This is a genomic window from Novosphingobium sp. HR1a, from assembly GCF_015594425.1.
Lineage (GTDB): Bacteria > Pseudomonadota > Alphaproteobacteria > Sphingomonadales > Sphingomonadaceae > Novosphingobium > Novosphingobium resinovorum_A.
Genome location: NZ_JABXWS010000102.1, coordinates 85,333 through 103,479, shown reverse-complemented (window position 1 = coordinate 103,479; position 18,147 = coordinate 85,333). Strand labels below are relative to the sequence as shown.

At 62.5% G+C, this 18,147-nt stretch carries 16 protein-coding genes; 6 read left to right on the top strand and 10 right to left on the bottom strand.

Going from position 1 to position 18,147, the window contains the following annotated elements; translation table 11 throughout:
- Nucleotides 1-13: 13 nt before the first annotated feature.
- On the top strand, nt 14-1,270 hold the full coding sequence (locus tag HWN72_RS26995; RefSeq protein WP_211151860.1) for an NAD(P)/FAD-dependent oxidoreductase: 1,257 nt from the start codon (nt 14-16) through the stop codon (nt 1,268-1,270).
- A gap of 513 nt (nt 1,271-1,783) precedes the next feature.
- On the opposite strand, the gene HWN72_RS26990 is transcribed toward HWN72_RS26995, so the two are convergent.
- From HWN72_RS26990 to HWN72_RS26980, 3 genes are all read right to left on the bottom strand, one after another.
- A complete protein-coding gene (locus HWN72_RS26990; protein WP_248006374.1) occupies nt 1,784-4,234 on the bottom strand; it encodes a TonB-dependent receptor in 2,451 nt (816 codons plus the stop codon).
- A gap of 107 nt (nt 4,235-4,341) precedes the next feature.
- Entirely contained in the window at nt 4,342-5,256 is a 915-nt protein-coding gene (locus HWN72_RS26985; protein ID WP_211151858.1) for a FecR family protein, read from the bottom strand.
- Nucleotides 5,226-5,801 (bottom strand): RNA polymerase sigma factor, encoded by a 576-nt coding sequence (locus tag HWN72_RS26980; protein ID WP_211151857.1) that lies wholly within the window; start codon nt 5,799-5,801, stop codon nt 5,226-5,228. The genes HWN72_RS26985 and HWN72_RS26980 overlap by 31 nt, the downstream gene beginning before the upstream one ends.
- 109 nt (nt 5,802-5,910) lie before the next feature.
- On the opposite strand from HWN72_RS26980, the gene HWN72_RS26975 reads away from it, so the two are divergent.
- Nucleotides 5,911-7,467, top strand: coding sequence for an alkaline phosphatase (locus HWN72_RS26975; RefSeq protein WP_211151856.1), 1,557 nt, complete (start codon nt 5,911-5,913; stop codon nt 7,465-7,467).
- 130 nt (nt 7,468-7,597) lie between these two features.
- Here the strand turns inward: HWN72_RS26975 and HWN72_RS26970 are convergent, their stop codons facing one another.
- The gene (locus tag HWN72_RS26970) at nt 7,598-8,407 is read right to left on the bottom strand and encodes a S1/P1 nuclease (protein ID WP_248006373.1); all 810 of its coding nucleotides are present in this window, start codon (nt 8,405-8,407) and stop codon (nt 7,598-7,600) included.
- Nucleotides 8,408-9,087: 680 nt separating this feature from the next.
- Here HWN72_RS26970 and HWN72_RS26965 point away from each other — a divergent pair.
- On the top strand, nt 9,088-9,288 hold the full coding sequence (locus tag HWN72_RS26965) for a hypothetical protein (RefSeq protein ID WP_211151855.1): 201 nt from the start codon (nt 9,088-9,090) through the stop codon (nt 9,286-9,288).
- A 358-nt stretch (nt 9,289-9,646) separates the two neighbouring features.
- Here HWN72_RS26965 and HWN72_RS26960 read toward each other — a convergent pair whose 3' ends face one another.
- The 6 genes from HWN72_RS26960 to HWN72_RS26935 all read right to left on the bottom strand — a co-directional run bounded on the left by HWN72_RS26960 (nt 9,647) and on the right by HWN72_RS26935 (nt 16,064).
- Nucleotides 9,647-10,420 (bottom strand): alpha/beta fold hydrolase, encoded by a 774-nt coding sequence (locus HWN72_RS26960; protein WP_211151854.1) that lies wholly within the window; start codon nt 10,418-10,420, stop codon nt 9,647-9,649.
- Between the two features lie 239 nt (nt 10,421-10,659).
- Nucleotides 10,660-11,199, bottom strand: coding sequence for a hemerythrin domain-containing protein (locus HWN72_RS26955; protein WP_211151853.1), 540 nt, complete (start codon nt 11,197-11,199; stop codon nt 10,660-10,662).
- Between the two features lie 339 nt (nt 11,200-11,538).
- Nucleotides 11,539-12,357, bottom strand: coding sequence for a hypothetical protein (locus tag HWN72_RS26950; RefSeq protein WP_211151852.1), 819 nt, complete (start codon nt 12,355-12,357; stop codon nt 11,539-11,541).
- A gap of 346 nt (nt 12,358-12,703) precedes the next feature.
- Nucleotides 12,704-13,459 carry an MltR family transcriptional regulator gene (locus HWN72_RS26945; protein WP_211151851.1) on the bottom strand — a complete coding sequence of 252 codons (756 nt, stop codon included), beginning with the start codon at nt 13,457-13,459 and terminating at the stop codon, nt 12,704-12,706.
- Nucleotides 13,460-13,961: 502 nt separating this feature from the next.
- On the bottom strand, nt 13,962-15,155 hold the full coding sequence (locus HWN72_RS26940; protein WP_008833080.1) for an IS91 family transposase: 1,194 nt from the start codon (nt 15,153-15,155) through the stop codon (nt 13,962-13,964).
- A gap of 6 nt (nt 15,156-15,161) precedes the next feature.
- The gene (locus HWN72_RS26935; RefSeq protein WP_069710111.1) at nt 15,162-16,064 is read right to left on the bottom strand and encodes a tyrosine-type recombinase/integrase; all 903 of its coding nucleotides are present in this window, start codon (nt 16,062-16,064) and stop codon (nt 15,162-15,164) included.
- A gap of 125 nt (nt 16,065-16,189) precedes the next feature.
- Between HWN72_RS26935 and HWN72_RS26930 the strand changes: the two genes are divergently transcribed.
- The 3 genes from HWN72_RS26930 (at nt 16,190) to HWN72_RS26920 (ending at nt 18,142) form a co-directional block, all read left to right on the top strand.
- Nucleotides 16,190-17,080, top strand: a complete 891-nt coding sequence (locus HWN72_RS26930; protein WP_211151850.1) for a hypothetical protein — start codon at nt 16,190-16,192, stop codon at nt 17,078-17,080.
- Nucleotides 17,074-17,544 carry a hypothetical protein gene (locus tag HWN72_RS26925; protein ID WP_248006372.1) on the top strand — a complete coding sequence of 157 codons (471 nt, stop codon included), beginning with the start codon at nt 17,074-17,076 and terminating at the stop codon, nt 17,542-17,544. The genes HWN72_RS26930 and HWN72_RS26925 overlap by 7 nt, the downstream gene beginning before the upstream one ends.
- Before the next feature lie 193 nt (nt 17,545-17,737).
- Nucleotides 17,738-18,142 (top strand): hypothetical protein, encoded by a 405-nt coding sequence (locus HWN72_RS26920; protein WP_211151849.1) that lies wholly within the window; start codon nt 17,738-17,740, stop codon nt 18,140-18,142.
- Nucleotides 18,143-18,147 lie beyond the last annotated feature (5 nt).

Here is an 18,147-nt window from a genome sequence, read left to right as displayed (position 1 = left end):
TTTGCAAGACACGGTGGCGGGCCTTAAGACGAACGGCAAGGGCAGAGCCGACGTCGTCATTGTGGGAGCGGGACATGGGGGAGCGCAGTGTGCGCTCGCCCTGCGCCAGAACGGGTTCACCGGAACCATCACCGTCATCGGCCGCGAGCCGGAGCATCCTTACGAGCGCCCGCCGCTTTCGAAGGAATACTTCGCGCGGGAGAAGACCTTCGACCGCCTCTACATCCGCCCGCCAACGTTCTGGGCCGAGAAGGAGGTGACCTTCAAGCTCTCCACCGCAGTCACCAAGGTGGACGCAGAGGCGAAGGAACTGACGCTCTCGAACGGCACGACATTCGGCTACGGCAAGCTGGTCTGGGCGACCGGCGGCGATCCGCGCCGTCTTTCGTGCGGCGGCGCCGAGCGTGCGGGCGTCCACGCGGTACGCACCCGCGAGGACTGCGACACGCTGATGGCCGAGGTCGATGCGGGCACGAAGAACATCGTCGTCATCGGCGGCGGTTACATCGGGCTCGAGGCGGCGGCGGTGCTGTCGAAGATGGGGCTGAGCGTGGTCCTGCTCGAAGCCCTGCCGCGCGTGCTGGCGCGCGTCGCGGGCGAGAAGCTGTCCGAATTCTACCAGAAGGAACACCGCGATCACGGCGTCGATCTGCGCACCGGCGTTGCGGTGGAATGCCTCGAAGGCGACGGCCACCGGGTAACGGGCGTGAAGCTGGTCGATGGTGAGGTGATCCCCGCCGAGGCGGTGATCGTCGGCATCGGCATCGTCCCTGCCGTGGGCCCGCTGATCCTGGCGGGCGCCTCGGGCGCCAACGGCGTGGACGTGGACGAGTTCTGCCGCACCTCGCTGCCGGACATCTACGCGATTGGCGACTGCGCGGCCTTCGCCTGCGACTATGCGGGCGGTACGGTGATGCGGGTGGAATCGGTGCAGAACGCCAACGACATGGCGACGTGCGTGGCCAAGGCGATCTGCGGGGACGAAAAGCCTTACAAGGCGTTCCCGTGGTTCTGGTCGAACCAGTACGATCTCAAGCTGCAGACGGCCGGGATCAACATGGGCTTCGACCAGACGGTGACGCGCGGCGACGTCCAGGGGCGCAGCTTCTCGGTAGTCTATCTCAAGCAGGGCAAGGTCGTGGCGCTGGACTGCGTGAACATGGTCAAGGACTACGTGCAGGGCCGCAAGCTGGTGGAAGCGGGCGCGACGCCTGACGTGGGGTGCCTCGCCGACGCGGGCGTGCCGTTGAAGGACCTTTTTGCGGACTGAAGGATTCGTCAATCGGCAACCAGTCTTATCGGCTCAACTTCGGAAGGAGCCGCGCTCACACTATCGGCCAATACATGGGTGATGTGGCGCTACCGGATGATCATGGCGCAGCGGGCTATCTTTTTGAGCCGTCTGCCGTTGCATCAACGATGTCGATGAGGTCCGCCTACTATTGCCTAGTCTGAAAGATGATCGTTTCTGCGTTCATCTTGCTCTTGACCAGTCGCTTTTGACCTTACGACATGCAACGCCGAAACTCGACGTAACGTCAGCCACACTTGGGCGGTAGCCGACCTCGCTGTGCGTTAGCTAGAAGAGACGGCTATTTTCTGTCTACGAACTGAAACCGCCAGTTCTTTTCATGGTCATTGTACGCATGTGAGATGGCGAAGTGGACAGTCTGCAGATGGGGCCTGACATTTGGGTGCTGAGCGACTGGGAAGGGTCGACGGCGGAAAGGGTTGCCACTCGCCCCTTCACCGCCGTTCATAGGCCCAGGCCTTTTTGGAATGATCAGAAGGCTACGCGGAAGCCCACCGAGTAAGTCGCAGGTGCGCCAACCAGACGCGCGGCGCCGTTCAGTTCCGGGAAGTAGACTTCGTCGGTGATGTTGCGGCCCATCGCATAGATCGACCAGCCGTGCGGCGACTGCAGTTCGATGCGTGCGTTGAGCAGCGTGTAGGCGGCCGAGGTGTTGTTCGGAAGCGCGTTCAGGCGGTTCGATTCTTTGCCGTGGTGGAACACGTTGACGCGGCTCTCCAGCTTCCAGCCCTCGCCGAAGCTGTAGTCGTGAACGAGGCCGACGCGGCCGGTCCATTTCGGCGCGCCCGGCAGCGGATCGCCCACGGTCGCCAGTACGTCGGCGATGCGAGCGGAATTGAACTCGGTGATCTTCGAGTAGAGGTACGTGCCCGAAGCATCGAAATCGAGCTTGTGGCCGCCTGATCGGAACAGAGTCAGGTCAAGCGATCCCTCGAAGCCGCGCGTCTTGGCCTTGCCGACGTTGGTGCGCCCGTTGGTGTCGTTGGCCAGCCGGGTAGTCGCCTGCAGGTTGTCGAAGTCGTTGGCGAAAGCATCCAGCGACAGGCGGATCGGGCCGTTGAAGTAGCGAACGCCGGCTTCGTAGGCCCACACCGTTTCCGACTGGAATGGCTCGGTTTCGGCCAATGTCATGATCGAGGTACCGTCGAAACCGCCCGAACGATAGCCACGTGCCACCGAGGCGAAGACGTTGAGGTCCGGGTTGATGAACCACTGCACCGAGGCGCGGCCCGAGACGTCGCTGTCCTTGAACTGCTTGTCCCACGAGAAGTTGTTCGTCGAGGCGAACAGCGTGTTGTAATACGTGATGCCCCACGGATTGTCATCGACGTTGCGGCCCGTGGAATCGATCTGGTCGCTGGTGTAGCGAAGACCGCCGGTGACGCGCACGTCGGGAACCACCTCGAAATCGGCCTGACCGAACACCGCGCCCGAACGGCGGCGCTGGCTGTGGATGTTGTGATAGATCGTGCGCGCGGCCCAGCTGGTCCACTGGCTCTGGTAGTCGATCGTGTCGCTCATGATGAACGTGCCGACCACCCAGTTGAAGCGGCCCTGCTGTTCGTTGCGGATACGCGCTTCGAACGAGGCCTGGCTGAGCTTTTCGTCGAACAGGTATTCGTACTGGGGATAGGGCGTGCCGTCGCCGTTACCGCCGACCTGACGCTGGCTGGCCTGTGCGCCGACCACCACGTCGAGCCGCAGGTTGTCGTTCATCAGGTGCGAAAGCTGGGCCGAGCCGCCCTGAATGTCGATCTTCTGGCGAAAGTACTTGGCCGAATAGAACGTGTAGGGATCGCTGTCCTCACCCGCGTTGAGGACGCTGCTGTCCTCGGTGGCGCTGATGCGGTCGTACTGGCGGGTGTCGCCCCGGTCGCGGCTGGCGAAGGCCTTCAGCGTCAGGGAGGTGTCGGGGCCCAGATCGATGTCCAGCGTGCCGCGTGCGGCGAACAGATCCTTGTCGCCGAAGCCCTTGCGTTCGCCCGGATCGGTTATTGCGGGAACCTGCGACTGTACAACGCCGCCGACGCTGAGCTGTGCGCCGGCCAGATCGCCCGCGCCCATACCGTGCATGAAGCCGCCGCCCTGATCGGTCATCACGGCCACGCGCATGCGCACGTTGTCGCTCAGCGGGCCGCCGAAGGCTGCTTCGGCGCGGAAGCTGTCGTAGCTGCCGTAGCGGGCATCGACATAGCCTTCGAAGTGGTCGCTGCCGCCGCGCGTGATCGCGTTGATGACGCCTGCGGTGGTGTTGCGGCCGTAAAGCGTGCCCTGCGGCCCACGCAGCACTTCGATGCGTTCGAGGTCGAACAACGGCATGCCGAGATAGGCGTTGGAGCTCTGGTAGACGCCGTCAACGTGCAGCGCGACCGAAGGGCTGCCGTTGGGTTTATAGTCGTCTGCGCCGCCGATGCCGCGGATGGAAAGCAGGCCGTAGCTTTCGCCGCCGGTGCTGTAGTTGATCGAAAGGCCCGGAACTTCGTCGACCAGGCTGGTGAAGTCGGTGATCTTGCGCTTCTCGACCTCGTCCCCGGAAACGACGGTCAGGGCGGCGGGAACCTTGGAGAGATCCTCTTCGCGCTTCTGCGCGGTGACGACGATGTCGCCGCCCGCAGCCGCGTCGGTCGCGGCGACTTCGCGCCTGAGCGAACGCGGCTCGGCGGCGAGCGAGATCATGTTCGATCCTTCGAAGGCGATCTTCATGCCGCGCCCGGCGATCAGGCGGCGGATCGCCTCGGCGCGGGTGAAGCGGCCCTTGAGCGGCGCCGAGCGCTGGCCTGCCACGGTGTCGTAGGGGAACACCATCTGCACGCCTGCCTGACGGCCGAACTCGTTGAGCGAGGTTGCCATGTTCTGGGCGGGAATATCGAAGCTGACGGCGCGATCCTGCGCCGCGTTGGCGGGCGAGATGGCGAGGATCATGGGTAGTGCGATAGAGTGAACTGGCATTCTTGCCCTCCGGGAAAACCGTGTCTCGGAAGGGGAGATGGGCGAAGCCGCGCCCACCTCTATCGCAGTGCAAAAAATGTTCAGCTTGCAGAAAGCATGATCGCGCCGCTCTCGCTGCGGCGGGCGTGAATGCCGAAGGAGGCGCTGAGCGCTTTCAGCAATTCGGCGGGGTCGGTATTGGTGAAGCGCCCGCCAAGGCGGATGCGCGAGAGGCGCGGGTCGGCGACCACCAGCCTGTTTTCGAGATAGCGGTTGAACTCGGCCACCACGAAATCGAGGCTCTCGCCTTCGAAGACCAGTTGGCCGCTCTGCCAGCTTCTGGCGCGGTCGATCGCCACGGCCTCGGCCGGAGCCACGGCGACGTCGCGTCCGATGACTTGCGCCAGCGCGCCTTCGTGGACGGGCTTGCTTTCGGCGTTGGCGGTGCCCTTGAGCACCAGCAGCGCCACCGTTTCCGGCTCGCGCCGCGCGTTGAAGGTGCCGGGCTTCAGGTCGAAGCGCGTGCCGTTGGCGGAAAGGCGCAAGGGCGGGCCCGTTACGGCGCGCACGTCGAGCGCGATCTCGCCGCGTTCCAGCCACAGCGACCGCGTGGTTCCCTTGATACGCCAGCTGATCCGGGTGTCGGTGTTGAGCGATACCCGCGTGCCGTCTTCCAGGACCACCGCGCGCGTCTCGCCCACGCCCGTCTCGGCGTGCTCGCGCGCGGCGGCCTGCATGGCGACGCCGCCCGCCAGCGCGATCCCGCCCGCCAGCACACCGCCGCGCAGCAGGTTGCGGCGGTTGAGCCGCGAGGGCCGGGGCAAGGGCTCATGAACGCCGCGCAGCGGCTCGATCTGTTCGAAGGCATCGACGACTTGCGCGAATGCGACCGCGCGCCGGGAATCGGCGGCGCGCCAGGCTTCGAAGTCCTCGCGCGTGGCCGATCCGGCGTCCAGTGCGGCCAGCCACGCGGCCGCTTCTTCGATCAGTTTGCTTGGTTTCGGCGGCGTTGCCATAGGCGTGAAATCGTCGGTCCTTCTGCCTGCGGGGGCGCTTCCTGCAGCGCGGTGGCCAGAATGGCCAGCCCCTTTGCAAGATGCTTCTCCACTGTAGAGACGGACAAGCCCATCCTCACCGCTATGTCGCGCGGCAACATTCCTTCGAAACGCCGCAACTGCACCACCGTGCGGGCCTGAGCGGGCAGCGTTTCCATCAGTTCCATCAGCCGCGACAGTTCGATCCGGCCGGAGACGACCGCGAACTGGTCCGGCGCGCCGTCGGCGAAATCCATCGCTTCCATGTCGGCCAGATGCTCGAAACGGACCACGGCGGCGCGGCGATGGCGTTCGTGGGCGAGGTTGCGGATGATCGTCAGGACGAAGCTACGCGGATTGGCGATCTCGCGCTGGTGCGCGGCATCGATGGCGCGGGCGTAGGCTTCCTGCACCAGATCCTCGGCATCGGCGGGCGCGACGAGGCGCGCGGCCTGACGCCGGAACGCTGCACGGTGCGGCAGCACTTCATCGATGAACCAGCGATCTGCGTCCCGTAGCCAGGTCAAGGCCGTTGTCCTTTGTCGCAACCCGGACGCGGCCGTTAGGCGGTGAGAATGACAGTACCGGGACAAACTCTGTCACATGACTGTCCGAAAAGGCCGATAGCGGGGCCGCATGCATGATTTTCCGCAAGGCTTCGCATGGCACCGCCGCGCCGTGCTGGCTGCCATGGCCGCGCTCGGCGCGCAGGCGCTGCCCCGGTTCGACGCCTTCGCCGCCAGCGCCGACCCGTTCGCGCTGGGCGTCGCCAGCGGCGATCCGGCGGCGGACGGCTTCGTGCTGTGGACCCGCCTCGTCGGCCCGGCGGGAACCCCGCTGCCGCCACGCGCGGTCGCGGTCCGCTTCGAAGTGGCGGAGGACGAGGCGTTCCGCCGCATCGTGCGCACCGGCATCGAGATCGCCCGGCCCGAAGCCGCGCACAGCGTGCATGTCGAGCTTGGCGGCCTGCGGGAGGGCCGCACGTACTGGTATCGTTTCCACGCGCTGGGCGCGACCAGTCCGGTCGGGCGCACGAAGACGGTGCCGGTCAATGCCGATCGCCTGCGCCTTGCCATGACGTCGTGCCAGCACTGGGAACTGGGCTGGTTCGGCGCCTACCGCGACATGATCGCCGCCGCGCCCGACATCATCGTGCAGGTGGGCGACTACATCTACGAACAGGCCTATCCCAAGGAGCCGCAGGTGCGCAGCTTCGGCGCGCCGGACCCGACCGACCTCGACGGCTACCGCGCCCGCTATGCCCTCTACCGCAGCGATCCGGACTTGCGCGAGGCGCACCGGCTGTTCCCGTGGCTGGTGACATGGGACGACCACGAAGTGCTCAACGACTACGCCGCGCTGGCCAACCGCGAGGGCCTGCCGCCCGAAGTCTTCGCGCCGCGCCGTGCGGCGGCGTACCAGGCCTATTTCGAACACATGCCGATCCGGCCCAGCCTGTGGCGCTCCACGCCCGCGCCGCGCCTGTTCCGCGCGGTGGACTGGGGCGAGCTGGCCTCGCTGTCGATGCTGGATACGCGGCAATATCGCAGCGCCCCGGCCTGCGCCGCCCCGAACGTCGCGCGCAACGTGAAGCTCGATCACTGCGCCGAGCGGCTGCGCGCGGACCGCTCGATGCTGGGCGCGGCGCAGGAGGCGTGGCTCAATCAGCGTCTCGAACGTGAACGCCGACCCTGGACCCTATTGGCTCAAGGGGTGTTTTTCGCTCCTCTGGCGCTGGATGGGACGGGCGAGACGGTATGGAGTGACCAGTGGGATGGTTATCCCGCCGCCCGGGATCGACTGACGGAACGGTTAGGCCAGCCATCCGTGAATAAAGCCATCGTGCTCAGCGGCGACATTCACAGTTTCTGGGTGAATGATCTAAGACACGGTCCGTCTTCAAGTCCAGCGGTGGGCACCGAAATCGTGACCTCCGCTCTGGCTGCGCAATCGCCGCCTCCGGGACGTTTCGGCGACGTTCTGGCCAACAATCCGCATATCCGGTTCAGCGACACGCACCATACCGGCTATATCCTGATGCAAGTCGATGGGCGTCGGATGAGCGCACAACTCAGGCAAATCGACGCACGACAGCGGGATGCGCGACCAAAAGTGCTGGCGATGGTCGAACAGGAAGCAGGTGCGGAGCATGAACCTGCCATCGTCAGATCGGGATCCTTGCACGGTCTTTGAACGGTAGTGCCTCGGCAGTGCCGAATGGCCACCCGGTGAAGGAGCCCCACTTCGCTTCTTACAGATCGCAGGTTCGGCCATGCCGAACCTGCCGTGCGACGAGGGAAAAGTCGGAGAACGGTGGCTTGGACTACCGTCGCTTCGTGGTTTTTGTCTCGGCATCCGGAGTTTCAAATACCCAATTCAGGTAAGCCGCGATGCGAATGCCGGCCATTTGCAACCGACTGTCGATGTCTTCACGGTGCTGATAGGCGTAGTCATATGAGAGGACGGTGTCGGGGGGATAGGCCTTCTTGCGGATCGCGATGCTCTCGTGAATCCAGACCATCGGGTTGCGCTCATTCCACTGAATGACTTGCTGCGGCGTCGTCGAACGCTCCAGCCAGCGCGCATATTCCGAGTAGGACAACGCCCGCTGCTCGATCATGCTGGAATCCCAGATCGTGTGCAGGTTCGTAGGCTTGCCGAACCATGTCACCTTTACAGCGTTGCCGCCTCGGTCCGTGCCGGTCCCTACGTGAAGCGGCTGATGCAAGTCACCAATGATATGGACGACAAACCGCAAGGCTGTTCGCCGGTCGTCGGCCGATGCCCTCGGATCACGCAGGATAGCTGTGTAGCGCTTTAGTGCGCTCAGCCCATCACCCTGTCCGGGCTCATCCGATGGCGCGTAATCATCGCCTGCCACCGTCACATAGTGCCATGCAGGCGAGGTCTTCTGCCAGAACTCTGCCGGATCCGATCGCATATCGTCCGGCCAGGTCGCGGCCTCGGCAAGGTCTTCCTCACCAAGCAGGATCTCGACCTTAGCCCGCGCCACCCCGCTGAGTTTGTCCTGGGCGATTGCACCTGTGATACGATGCCCGATCGGTCCCCAGGCCATTGCGGGGCTCGAGATGGCAATAGTCGCACCCATTACGGCGGCAGTGGCGAAACGCATTCGATTTCCTTTGCAAGAGCAGGCGATCCGACGGAGCGCCCTGCCAACAGTCTTTGACGGATGCCTCTCTTTACGGGCAATTGGAGGGGGCATGTCCACCAGCGAGGCAGTCTATCGCAAATCGGGGCAGTTTTCCCCGCTATCCACAGGGTGTGGGCAACTGCATGCCTGCGGAGCACCCTGCGAGAGCCTATGGTCACGCAATGCGGTTTCTGTGCGCTCTTGGTCGGCATAAGCCATCCTCTGTCTCGATCTCGCGGGGCAAGGACGATGAATATCGAGCGCTCTGCGACGAGTGCGGGGTGCCTATGGTCAGCCATGGAAAGAATGCCTGGCGGGCAGCGCAGCCAACAAGCGTGACCGCAGCAGTCACCACATCTCCGTCTGCCCATTGAGCGCTGACGCGTGGCGCTGAAACGCGACGTGGATCCATCAGGAATGTTTGAAGGGCGCTGCTTGGTTTGCCCCCAACACGGCTAAGCGATGGGTCCGAAGGCGGGATCGCAGCGGTACACGGCGCACGCGGTGCAGTTGACCGAGGCGTACAGCAGCAATTCATGCGGCTCGCCCATGGCTGACCTCCCTAACGGAGGCGACTATGAAAATTTTCAAGCTTTCTCTTGCTCTTGCAATGGCAGTCACCGGCATCGGCATGACTGCTACCGCTGAAGCTCACCCGCGTGATCATCATCGCTGGGAGCATCGCGATCGAGACCATCATCGCTATCGCGATTATCGCAGGTATGATCGACCACGTCATTGGAGCAATCGCGGATATCGCGATCACCGCCGTTGCTGGACCGAATGGCGTCACCACCGCCGAGTTCGTGTCTGCCGCTAAGTCAGAGCGTGTCGCCTACCCGTTAATCGCCGTCGGGTAGCGACACATCATGACAAGCAAGCTGAGATACGAGTATTAACGGTTGGCGGCGACATGCCGCCTTCCTATCAATCTTTCGCAGACAAGACGGAAACGGTTTACGTCTAAGCGATCGTTTCAAGCAGGATTGCGCCCATCCAAGCCGTTCAATTTGAAAAGTCTCGCGCCCCGGAGCGGTCAGTCCGGTTATGGCCGGGGCTGGTCGGCACCCGCCGACAAAAATGCCGTAGCTAGGGTCTCAGGCTATCCTGAATCCGGTCCTTCGTTCATCAACCGCAGCATGGCAGTTTTCGCGCTAGATTCGGTCTGTAAACTCGCTGCGTCCCATCGAGGCATTTAGCGCGTTCAGGCTTCGGATATCATCTCGTCCCGGCAAGGATGACAGCGACAGTCTCGTCGGGCATGTCCCATGCGGGGAAGTGACCGCTGGACTTGAACCAGTGTAAATTTGCCGATGGGAACGCCGCTTTGGCGCGCGCCGCCTGGCGAGGCAGGCAAAGCCGGTCCTGCCTGCCCCATCCGATCACGATGCGGCCAGTAGATCGTGCAGCCGGCCCGGTTTGCTCCGGGCCGCTGGCAAGATCATCGACCAGGGCGTCGAAGGTTGGCGTGGTGCTCAGTCCGGTCAGTTCGGTCGCCACGACCTGCGGGTTGAGCGCCCATGGCCGCACCGACAACTGCGCCAGCAGCGCCGTGCGCGTCGCTGCATATCGGCTGAGCCTCGGCAGCAGAGGTCGGATGGCGCGCAGCAGTCGGCCCGACAGCCCGATGGTCACCTTGAAGAAAGTTCGCTCCCAGCCTCGCCAAAACCCGCCCGGATCGAGCGCAACCACGTTGCCGACGATGCCACGCCGAGCCAGTTCGAGCACGATCCGCGCACCCATCGAGCTCCCGACAACGTCGATCCCGGTCAGTCCCTCGTCTGCAATGTAGCGTTCGACGCTCCCGACGAGACCGACGAAGGTTGCACTATCGTCGACGGCCGGCGTGGCGCCATGTCCGGGAAGGTCGATCGCAATCACGGTGCGATGTGCGCTTAGCGCATCAAGGATTGTGCTCCATGATTGCCAACTGCCGCCCAGGCCGTGAATAAGTAATAGCTTCCGGCCTGTGCCGCGTTGAACATGCTGCATCTTGCGCTTTCTGGTTGTCGAAATGCTAACGCACCGGATCGGTCATGGGACCACGTCGCATCCGGCAGCAGACACTCCAACACGCATGGGGACTTTGCCGCTGCTCGGTAAGGAAGCTCATCCGAAGCGGCTGATAGGGCGTAGCGAGTGGTGGGGCATGCCGCCGGCGCACCCGAATGAAAAGGCCGCCCCTCCCGGGACGGCCGACGCATCAGGGGAGCAAAATCTATCGCTCATTGTCAGGCGTCCGCGCCGACATAGCGCGACCACTCTTCCTCATAGCGCTGCGTAATCATGGCCTGGTCCGCTGCCGGTGCCTTCTCGGACAACTCGATGAACCACGTTCCCTCTTCCTCGTACATATGGTGCGCGACCGCGCCGCGGATTTGCTCGAGCTTGTCGTCGAAATCCTGGCTGATCGGATCGAGCTTCTCCAGCATGGCCATTTGCATCTTCACCATCACCTGCTTGTTATAGCCCATCGTGGCATGACCCTTCTCCCCCGCCTCGCCCAGGCCGGGATAAATCACAGCCTCCTCGGCGATCGCATGACCGGTCAGAATGACGCCGAGATGTTTGAGCGCGGCGGTGCGCGAAGCTGCGTCGCTCGCCGCTTTGGTGGCGGCGAACGCGTCTTCGAGTAAAACGTGATGATCGAGGATCATGGCGAACCAGCTGCCCGGAGCTGCGACAGCCTGCGCGTTGGCCCGAGCTTCCTGCCGCGCCTCGTCGCTTTCCGGAGGCGTGACGGCGGCGATTACCTGGTCGATAACTGACATGAGAATTCTCCAGTTGGCGAGAAAAACCAACTTTTTTCAAAAAGTAAACTGCTGCCAGCAGGCAATGTTCCTCTTTCCGAGCTGCTGTGGCGGTTATATTTCGTTAGCCTGTGGCGCTGACGGATCTGTGCGCTGGCGAGCCGATTCTACGGCGCTACCGCGCCCTTCGTTGCCGTCTAGCGGCTCAAGTTCGTTTCCCGGAAGCGGTCATTACTTCAGGTTTACGTGGCTCATCTCGCGATAGAAAGCCGCCGGTCGGCCGTCGACCAAATTCGGTGTTAGATGGGCGATGATTCACGCTCTTAAATGGCGGATTAATGGCCAACCCTGGCGCCCTATTCAGGTCGGAGAAATGTTAGGCATAAAGCTGACCCGCCCGCCGGTCCCCTCATTCATCACCGCCATCACGAGGCTCTCTAGTCCTTGGAACGACTTGCTGATGAGGTTGGTACTGGCGTCTTCCAAGCGAGGATCGGCCGTTCGTGACAGGATTGCGTGGGCGGCTAGAGCCCGAACCTCTTCGATTAGCCCCTTGCGATCTTGCTTTGGTCCCAGCGCTGCATCAAGCGCGCCACCGTGAAGTGCGATAAACTCCAGATACTTTTGATCTTTCGCGAGACCGACGCCGCCTCTCCGGAAATGCCATTCTAATACGCGATAGCCATTAAGCCAGCGTACCTCTGGCGGTAGGTCGTGATTGAGGAAGCGTCCAAGGTAGAAGAGGTGAACACGATAGTCAGGCTCCCAAGCGGCCATCAACTTGGCGGCAGCTTCATAGTTCATCGGTACTGGCGGGGTGTACTCAGGGGCTAGCTGGCACGATTCAGCATTTTCGTCACCTTCGCCCATCCAAATTATCATGCCACTGGTATTGCGCCCAAGCGATGCGGTGGTTGCGGTTTTAGAGGCGACCAGACCACTCGCGACCTCCAATAGATTTACCCAACGATGGATGTTTGCATTCACCACGTTATGCGGTGGATCATGAGAGTCAGTGTGAAGAAGAACGCGCAAATGGCGTATGGCCAGCTCATCTCCATATAGCAAAAAGGTGTTGTCCATATTCTGCTCAGGAACGGGTTGGGTCGCGCGCGAGTGTGGCGTTCCCAGCTTGCCCTTCGTCTCCGCAAACCAGGATAAATCGACGATGATGTCCACGAACCACATAGCGCCGCTATAGGCTGGCTAGGCCGATAGCAAAAGCTTGGATGGCGCACATGTAGGTTGGCCCACGCCACGACGAACGACAGCTTGCCGCAAATGAAACGCGGTCTATTTATGTCCTGGCTCGCGTCTAGGTGCGGAAGCCGCGCAGCTGCTTGGTCGGGTTCGCAATCTCACATTAACGCATCGCTCGGTCCGCTTCGCATGCTGCGGCAGATACGCAAATCATCGGGCCCGCTAGGCGATCAGCGGATCGAGAGCGAAAGTGTCCAGCGGGGAACCGTCGAGCGGAACTTGTAGTCACGGCTACGACCGTTCCTGAGTCAGATGTGCGGTGCGGCTAGTACTCAGGACCTCGGTTCCAAGCGTCTAGTTCGGCTTGAATTGCCCGCACCTCCGCTTTTCTTCCGCCCGCATTTAAGCGAACAATCTCCAGTTTGCCTTCCCAGCGATGCTTAGAAGCGAGCAGAAACCTTCTGCGATCTCCTTTCGCTAAATGCAGTTCGTCGCGGATTGCTATCAACCGCCCCCTGCATATCTTCATCTGCTCATCTAAGTCGCCCGACACTCCAGCCAAGATGTGCTGGCCACGCAGGACCGCACCACCTCTTTTTCGTATTTGACCGGTGGTCACTCTGATTTCCAGCAGCAGAGTACTGAGCGACGTTCGAACTTTCTCGCCCAGCGTCTCAGGGAATTGGTAGTCCAGAGCATGGAAGTTCAGCGCTTGGATGTGGGATGCGATGTTTTGGTCGGTGAACGAAACCGGTAACCAGTTATGAGCAAACTCATTCCGAATTTTGCGGAGCCTATCGAAGTCGCTGGCTTGATGGGGCGTCAACAGCCCTAGCGCGTCTGCCATACGAAGGCGTGCCGAGAAAGTGCCCAGCGGGGCGTTAAAGCCATCAAGGAGCTTTTCTGTCGATTCGCCCGGCATGAGGTAAGCTTGGACTAATTCGCGCAGAGCCTCTTCTGCGAAGGCCGCGAGAGATAGTATCAGCGCTCGTTCATCAAGGTCAGCGAGCATCGCATTGAGGCGGTTTAGGTCGCTAAAAACATCTTCCTTTTCGGTTTCCAGTCTCTTCGTTTTAGTCATTAGTTCGCCTTATTTTTATGAACGTTCGGTGTCGCCATGCTCTGGTCAATTACCGCTTTGAGGTATCTACGAGATAGTTTCCAAGGTCCACAATTGGTAGATGGCTCACGGCCAGCTTTCACGGTGTCCAGACCCGGCCGATGCGAAAAAGCGGATCGGCAGTTATCGCTATTTTCTCGTCGATAACCAGACCGTCTGATATCGTTTAGAGTTTCGGACGCCGAGAGGCGTCGGAAAGTCGGCGGTGCCCGAACCCGCGGGCCCCGCGCGATGGTCTATGGGGATTTCGACTTTGGGCGGCTCTGGGCGGTGGCGGGCGCGGCGGATAAGCGGACGTATTTGAAAGCGGAGGGTCTGCTTTCCGGCGGTCGCGAAGGTCGCTCACGGTCGGACGGTCCGCTTTCGGGCAGTTGGCGTCCGCTTTTTGACAGGCGGGAAGCAGACTCCGGCCTTCCCGGGAGCGTGGTCGTCACGGGGTCTGTCGATGATGTGCCGTGCCGGGTCACGACGCCTGTCTCTCGGATGATGCTGCGAAGCATGGAGGCGCGCGAGGCTGGTACCGGCGTTCCAGGATCTCGATGACGATCATGCGTCCACCGCAGCACGAGCACGGCGGCCGGGCATCTGGCGGTTCGGCGGGCATGTCATCGCCAGCAGGCGGCGCGATCGCGAGCAGTTGGCGGGCCCGTTCGAGACTGTCCTTGCGCATACCGCTGGCGAGCAGGCCATAATGGCGGATGCGGTGAAAGCCCTTGGGCAAGTCGTGGAGCAGGAAGCGGCGGATGAACTCGTCGGCACCAAGCGTCATCACCTGCTGCCGGTCGGCGCCGCCGCGGCGATAGTCCTTGTAGCGGAAGGTGACGCCGTCCTCGTCGAAGCGGAGAAGGCGGCTGTTCGAGATGGCGACGCGGTGAGTGTAGCGCGACAGATAGGCGAGGACCGCTTCGGGCCCGGCGAATGGCGGCTTGGCATAGACCACCCAGCGCTTTTTGCGGACCGGCGACAGGTGGCGCAGGAATGCGCGCCGTTCGGCGAGATGCGCCATGCTGCCGAAGAAGGCGAGCTGGCCAGCATCGTAGAGCGCGAGCAGTCGTGTGAGGAACAGGCGGCGGAACAGCGCGCCGAGCACGCGTACCGGCAACAGGAACGCCGGACGCGCCGAGACCCAGCGCGTGCCGTCTAGCGCGATGCCGCCGCCGGGGACAATCATGTGGATGTGCGGGTGGTGGGTCAGCGCCGAGCCCCAGGTGTGGAGCACGGCGGTGATGCCGATCCGTGCGCCGAGATGCTTCGGGTCCGCAGCGATGATCTGCATCGTCTCCGACGCCGCGCGGAACAGCAGATCGTAGATCAGCGCCTTGTTATGGAAGGCGATGGCGCCGACCTCGGCCGGCAGGGTGAAGACCACGTGGAAGTAGCCGATCGGCAGCAGGTCGGCCTCGCGGTCGGCGAGCCAGGTGCGCGCGGCAGCGCCCTGGCACTTGGGACAGTGCCGGTTGCGACAGCTGTTATAGGCGACACGCCAATGGCCACAGTCCTCGCAGGCCTCGACGTGGCCGCCCATTGCCGCCGTGCGACACTGTTCGATCGCCGACATGATCTTGAGCTGGTGCAGGCTCAGATGCCCGACATGGGCCAACCGATACGCCGGCCCTGCCGTTCGGAAGATATCGGCGACCTCGATGGAGGTGCGCACCTCGCCTCAACCGTCGGGCGTTCCCCCGCTCGGGATCATCAGCCGGTCGAGCGGACTGGTCACCGCGCGCATCGTCTTGGTCGCTACCTGGGTGTAAAAGGCGGTGGTGTTGAGCTTGGCGTGACCGAGCAGCGCCTGGATGACGCGGATATCGACACCGTCTTCGAGCAAGTGCGTGGCGAAGCTATGCCGCAGGGTATGCGGGCCGACCCGCTTGGCGATATCGGCTGCCTCGGCCGCCTCGACGACGATGCGATACAGCTGCCGCGTGCTGATCGGCACTGTCGCGTTCTGGCCCGGGAAGAGCCAGCCGTTCGGAAGCATGATCCCCTGCTGCCGACCAGCGCGCCACCACTCGCGTAGCAACACGAGCAAGCCTTCGGGCAGCATGGCGTTACGGTACCGCCCGCCTTTGCCGCGCTCGATCCGTAGCAGCATGCGCTTGCTGTCGACGTCGCTGACCTTGAGCGCCGAGACCTCGGAAACGCGCAGTCCGGCACCATAGGCGACCGACAGTGCCGCTTGATGCTTGAGGCAGGTCGTGGCATCGAGCAGCCGCTTCACCTCGGCCAAGGTCAGCACCACCGGGATCTTGCGGGCATGCGCGGTGCGGACCAGCTTGCGCGCGAGCTCGGGTCGGTCGAGCGTGTGGGTGAAGAAGAACCGCAGCGCCGCGACGATGCTGTTCATGGTCGGCGCCGGAACGCCGGCGTCCTGCTGCTCGATCTGGAACCGCCGGACATCCTCGGCGGTCGCGGTGTGCGGCGAGCGCCCCAGCCAGGTCGCAAACCGCCCGACGTCGCGCAAGTAGTTGCGCTGCGTCTCGCGTGAAAACCGGCGCATCGTCATGTCGTCGATCAGCCGCTGGCGTAGCGGGCTGATCGCGCCAACCGGAACAAGCTCGTTCATCGTTCGACTCCTCATGTTGAAGGAGCCGATAGGGTCCGCCCGTTACGGGGACTGCTCAATCCAGGCGGGACGTTCTCGTTGTCACGGATAGCTCACCACGGGCACCACTCCCGCGCAGCGGGTTCGTGCATCGGCCAGTCGAAGCTATCCAGAATAGGGAACTGCTCGACAGCCCGACCGTGTTCATCGTTCCGCAAAGCGGCAGAATAGGCGGTGTTGACGAGTTCCTGAAGCATCGGGACCAGATGCGACGCCATATCGATGCCCGCCTGTTCGTGCTGTTGCTCGAAGCTGTACCGGCGGCATTGCGTCGGCGCCTCGTGGAGAAGCGTGTCGCGTTCATTTCGCCGAGCGCACAATTCTATGTGCCCGAAGCGTTTGTCGACCTGCGCGAGACCTATCCCAGCGAACCGGGACCGTCGTCCGAGCAGGTGTCTCCCACCACTCAGGTCGTAATTCTGGCCGCCCTGCTTGGGCACGATGTGAACGATGCCAGCCTAACCCAGCTCGCCGAGCGCTACAAAGTTGCGATCATGAGCATGAGCCGGGCTTTCGATGAACTGGAAGCGCTCGAACTTGCGCGGCCGCACCGCGTCGGCCGCCAACGTCGCCTCAGCCTTCGCTTTGATGGCGGCGACCTTTGGCGCGCGGTCGAGGGGCGCTTGCAATCTCCGGTGCGCAAGACTCGTTATGTCACGGGTGATCTGCCCCTGAACGAGGCGGTGTTGGCGGGCGAAAGCGCCCTTGCCCGATATACGATGCTCAACGAACCGCGAATTGAATGCAGGGCGGCGCCGGCCGCCGCATGGAAGCGGATGGCGCGGTATCACAGATTGGAATCTGCCTGGGCCTATGACGAACGCCGGATCGAGGTCCAGACATGGGCCTATGATCCCCAAGTCCTTAGCGAGGACGAAGTTGCCGACCGACTTTCGCTCTATCTGAGCGCACGGCATGACGCCGACGAACGAGTCGCGCAGGCAGCCGATCACCTTTTGGAGCCCTTTGGATGGTAGCTGGCGTCGACCGCTTTCGCACACATTTTTCCGGGCATGAGCACCAGTATGTCCTGATCGGCGGCGCGGCATGCGAACTGATCATGGAGGAAGCCGGTCTCGATTTCCGCGCGACCAAGGATCTCGATATTGTCTTCATCGTCGAGGCGCTCGACCCGGCATTTCCCGAGACGTTCATGGCCTTTGTCGAGGCAGGCGGATACAAGATCCGGCAGCGGAGCGAAGGTGAACGGTTCCTCTACCGATTCGCCAAACCGTCGACGGAGGGCTACCCCGCGATGTTGGAGCTATTCTCCAATGCGCCGGAAGGATTTGACCTGGCGCCCGGTAGTCAGCTCACGCCGATCCCGATCGCCGAGGAAGCTGCGAGCCTGTCGGCCATCCTGCCGCCTACGAGCGGCAGTCGCGAATACGGCCAAGGGGCACAAGGAACTGTTAGTCTGGCTCGGGCAATGGCAGATTGATCGGATCGCTTATGAGGCGACAGGCGCCTACCCACTTTGAATTGTTTTCCTTATCCGTCAGATGCGAGTACTTGCCCGCAGTAGGGAAGGGCGTGCCGCTGGCGCAAGCGCGCTGTCCGTCCGGACCCAATGATTACAGGGTTTCCTGGATCGGTGTGAAGTATTACCATGGTGCTCGATCAAGGAGTATATCGTGGGACCCGACGCACACCCAGGTCATGAACCGGCTGTCTCGGATTTGCTGAGACCGCGTATCGGGACTTGGGTCTGGTCGCCATGGTACGCGAAGGTCTGGTGGCTGTGCATAGCGCTGTACTGGGGTGGCAGGGCGATCTCGCTCTATAACGAGGGGCTCGACAGCTTCTATACCAGTACAATTGCGGCATATCTCAATCTGGCCTTCATGCCGATGACCCCATTTCTCATCCTCGGCATCGGGTTTGCATGGTCATGGATGGATCACCATGGACTGGAGTTCGGCCCGCCGGATCGTGATTATGTCCCGCCGAAGCGGTCGGTTGGGGGGTGGCTCGATCCAATGTCCGATCCTCTTGATCCGAGATCGCCGAAGTACTGGCATAGGTTCGACGACTTTTGAAAAGT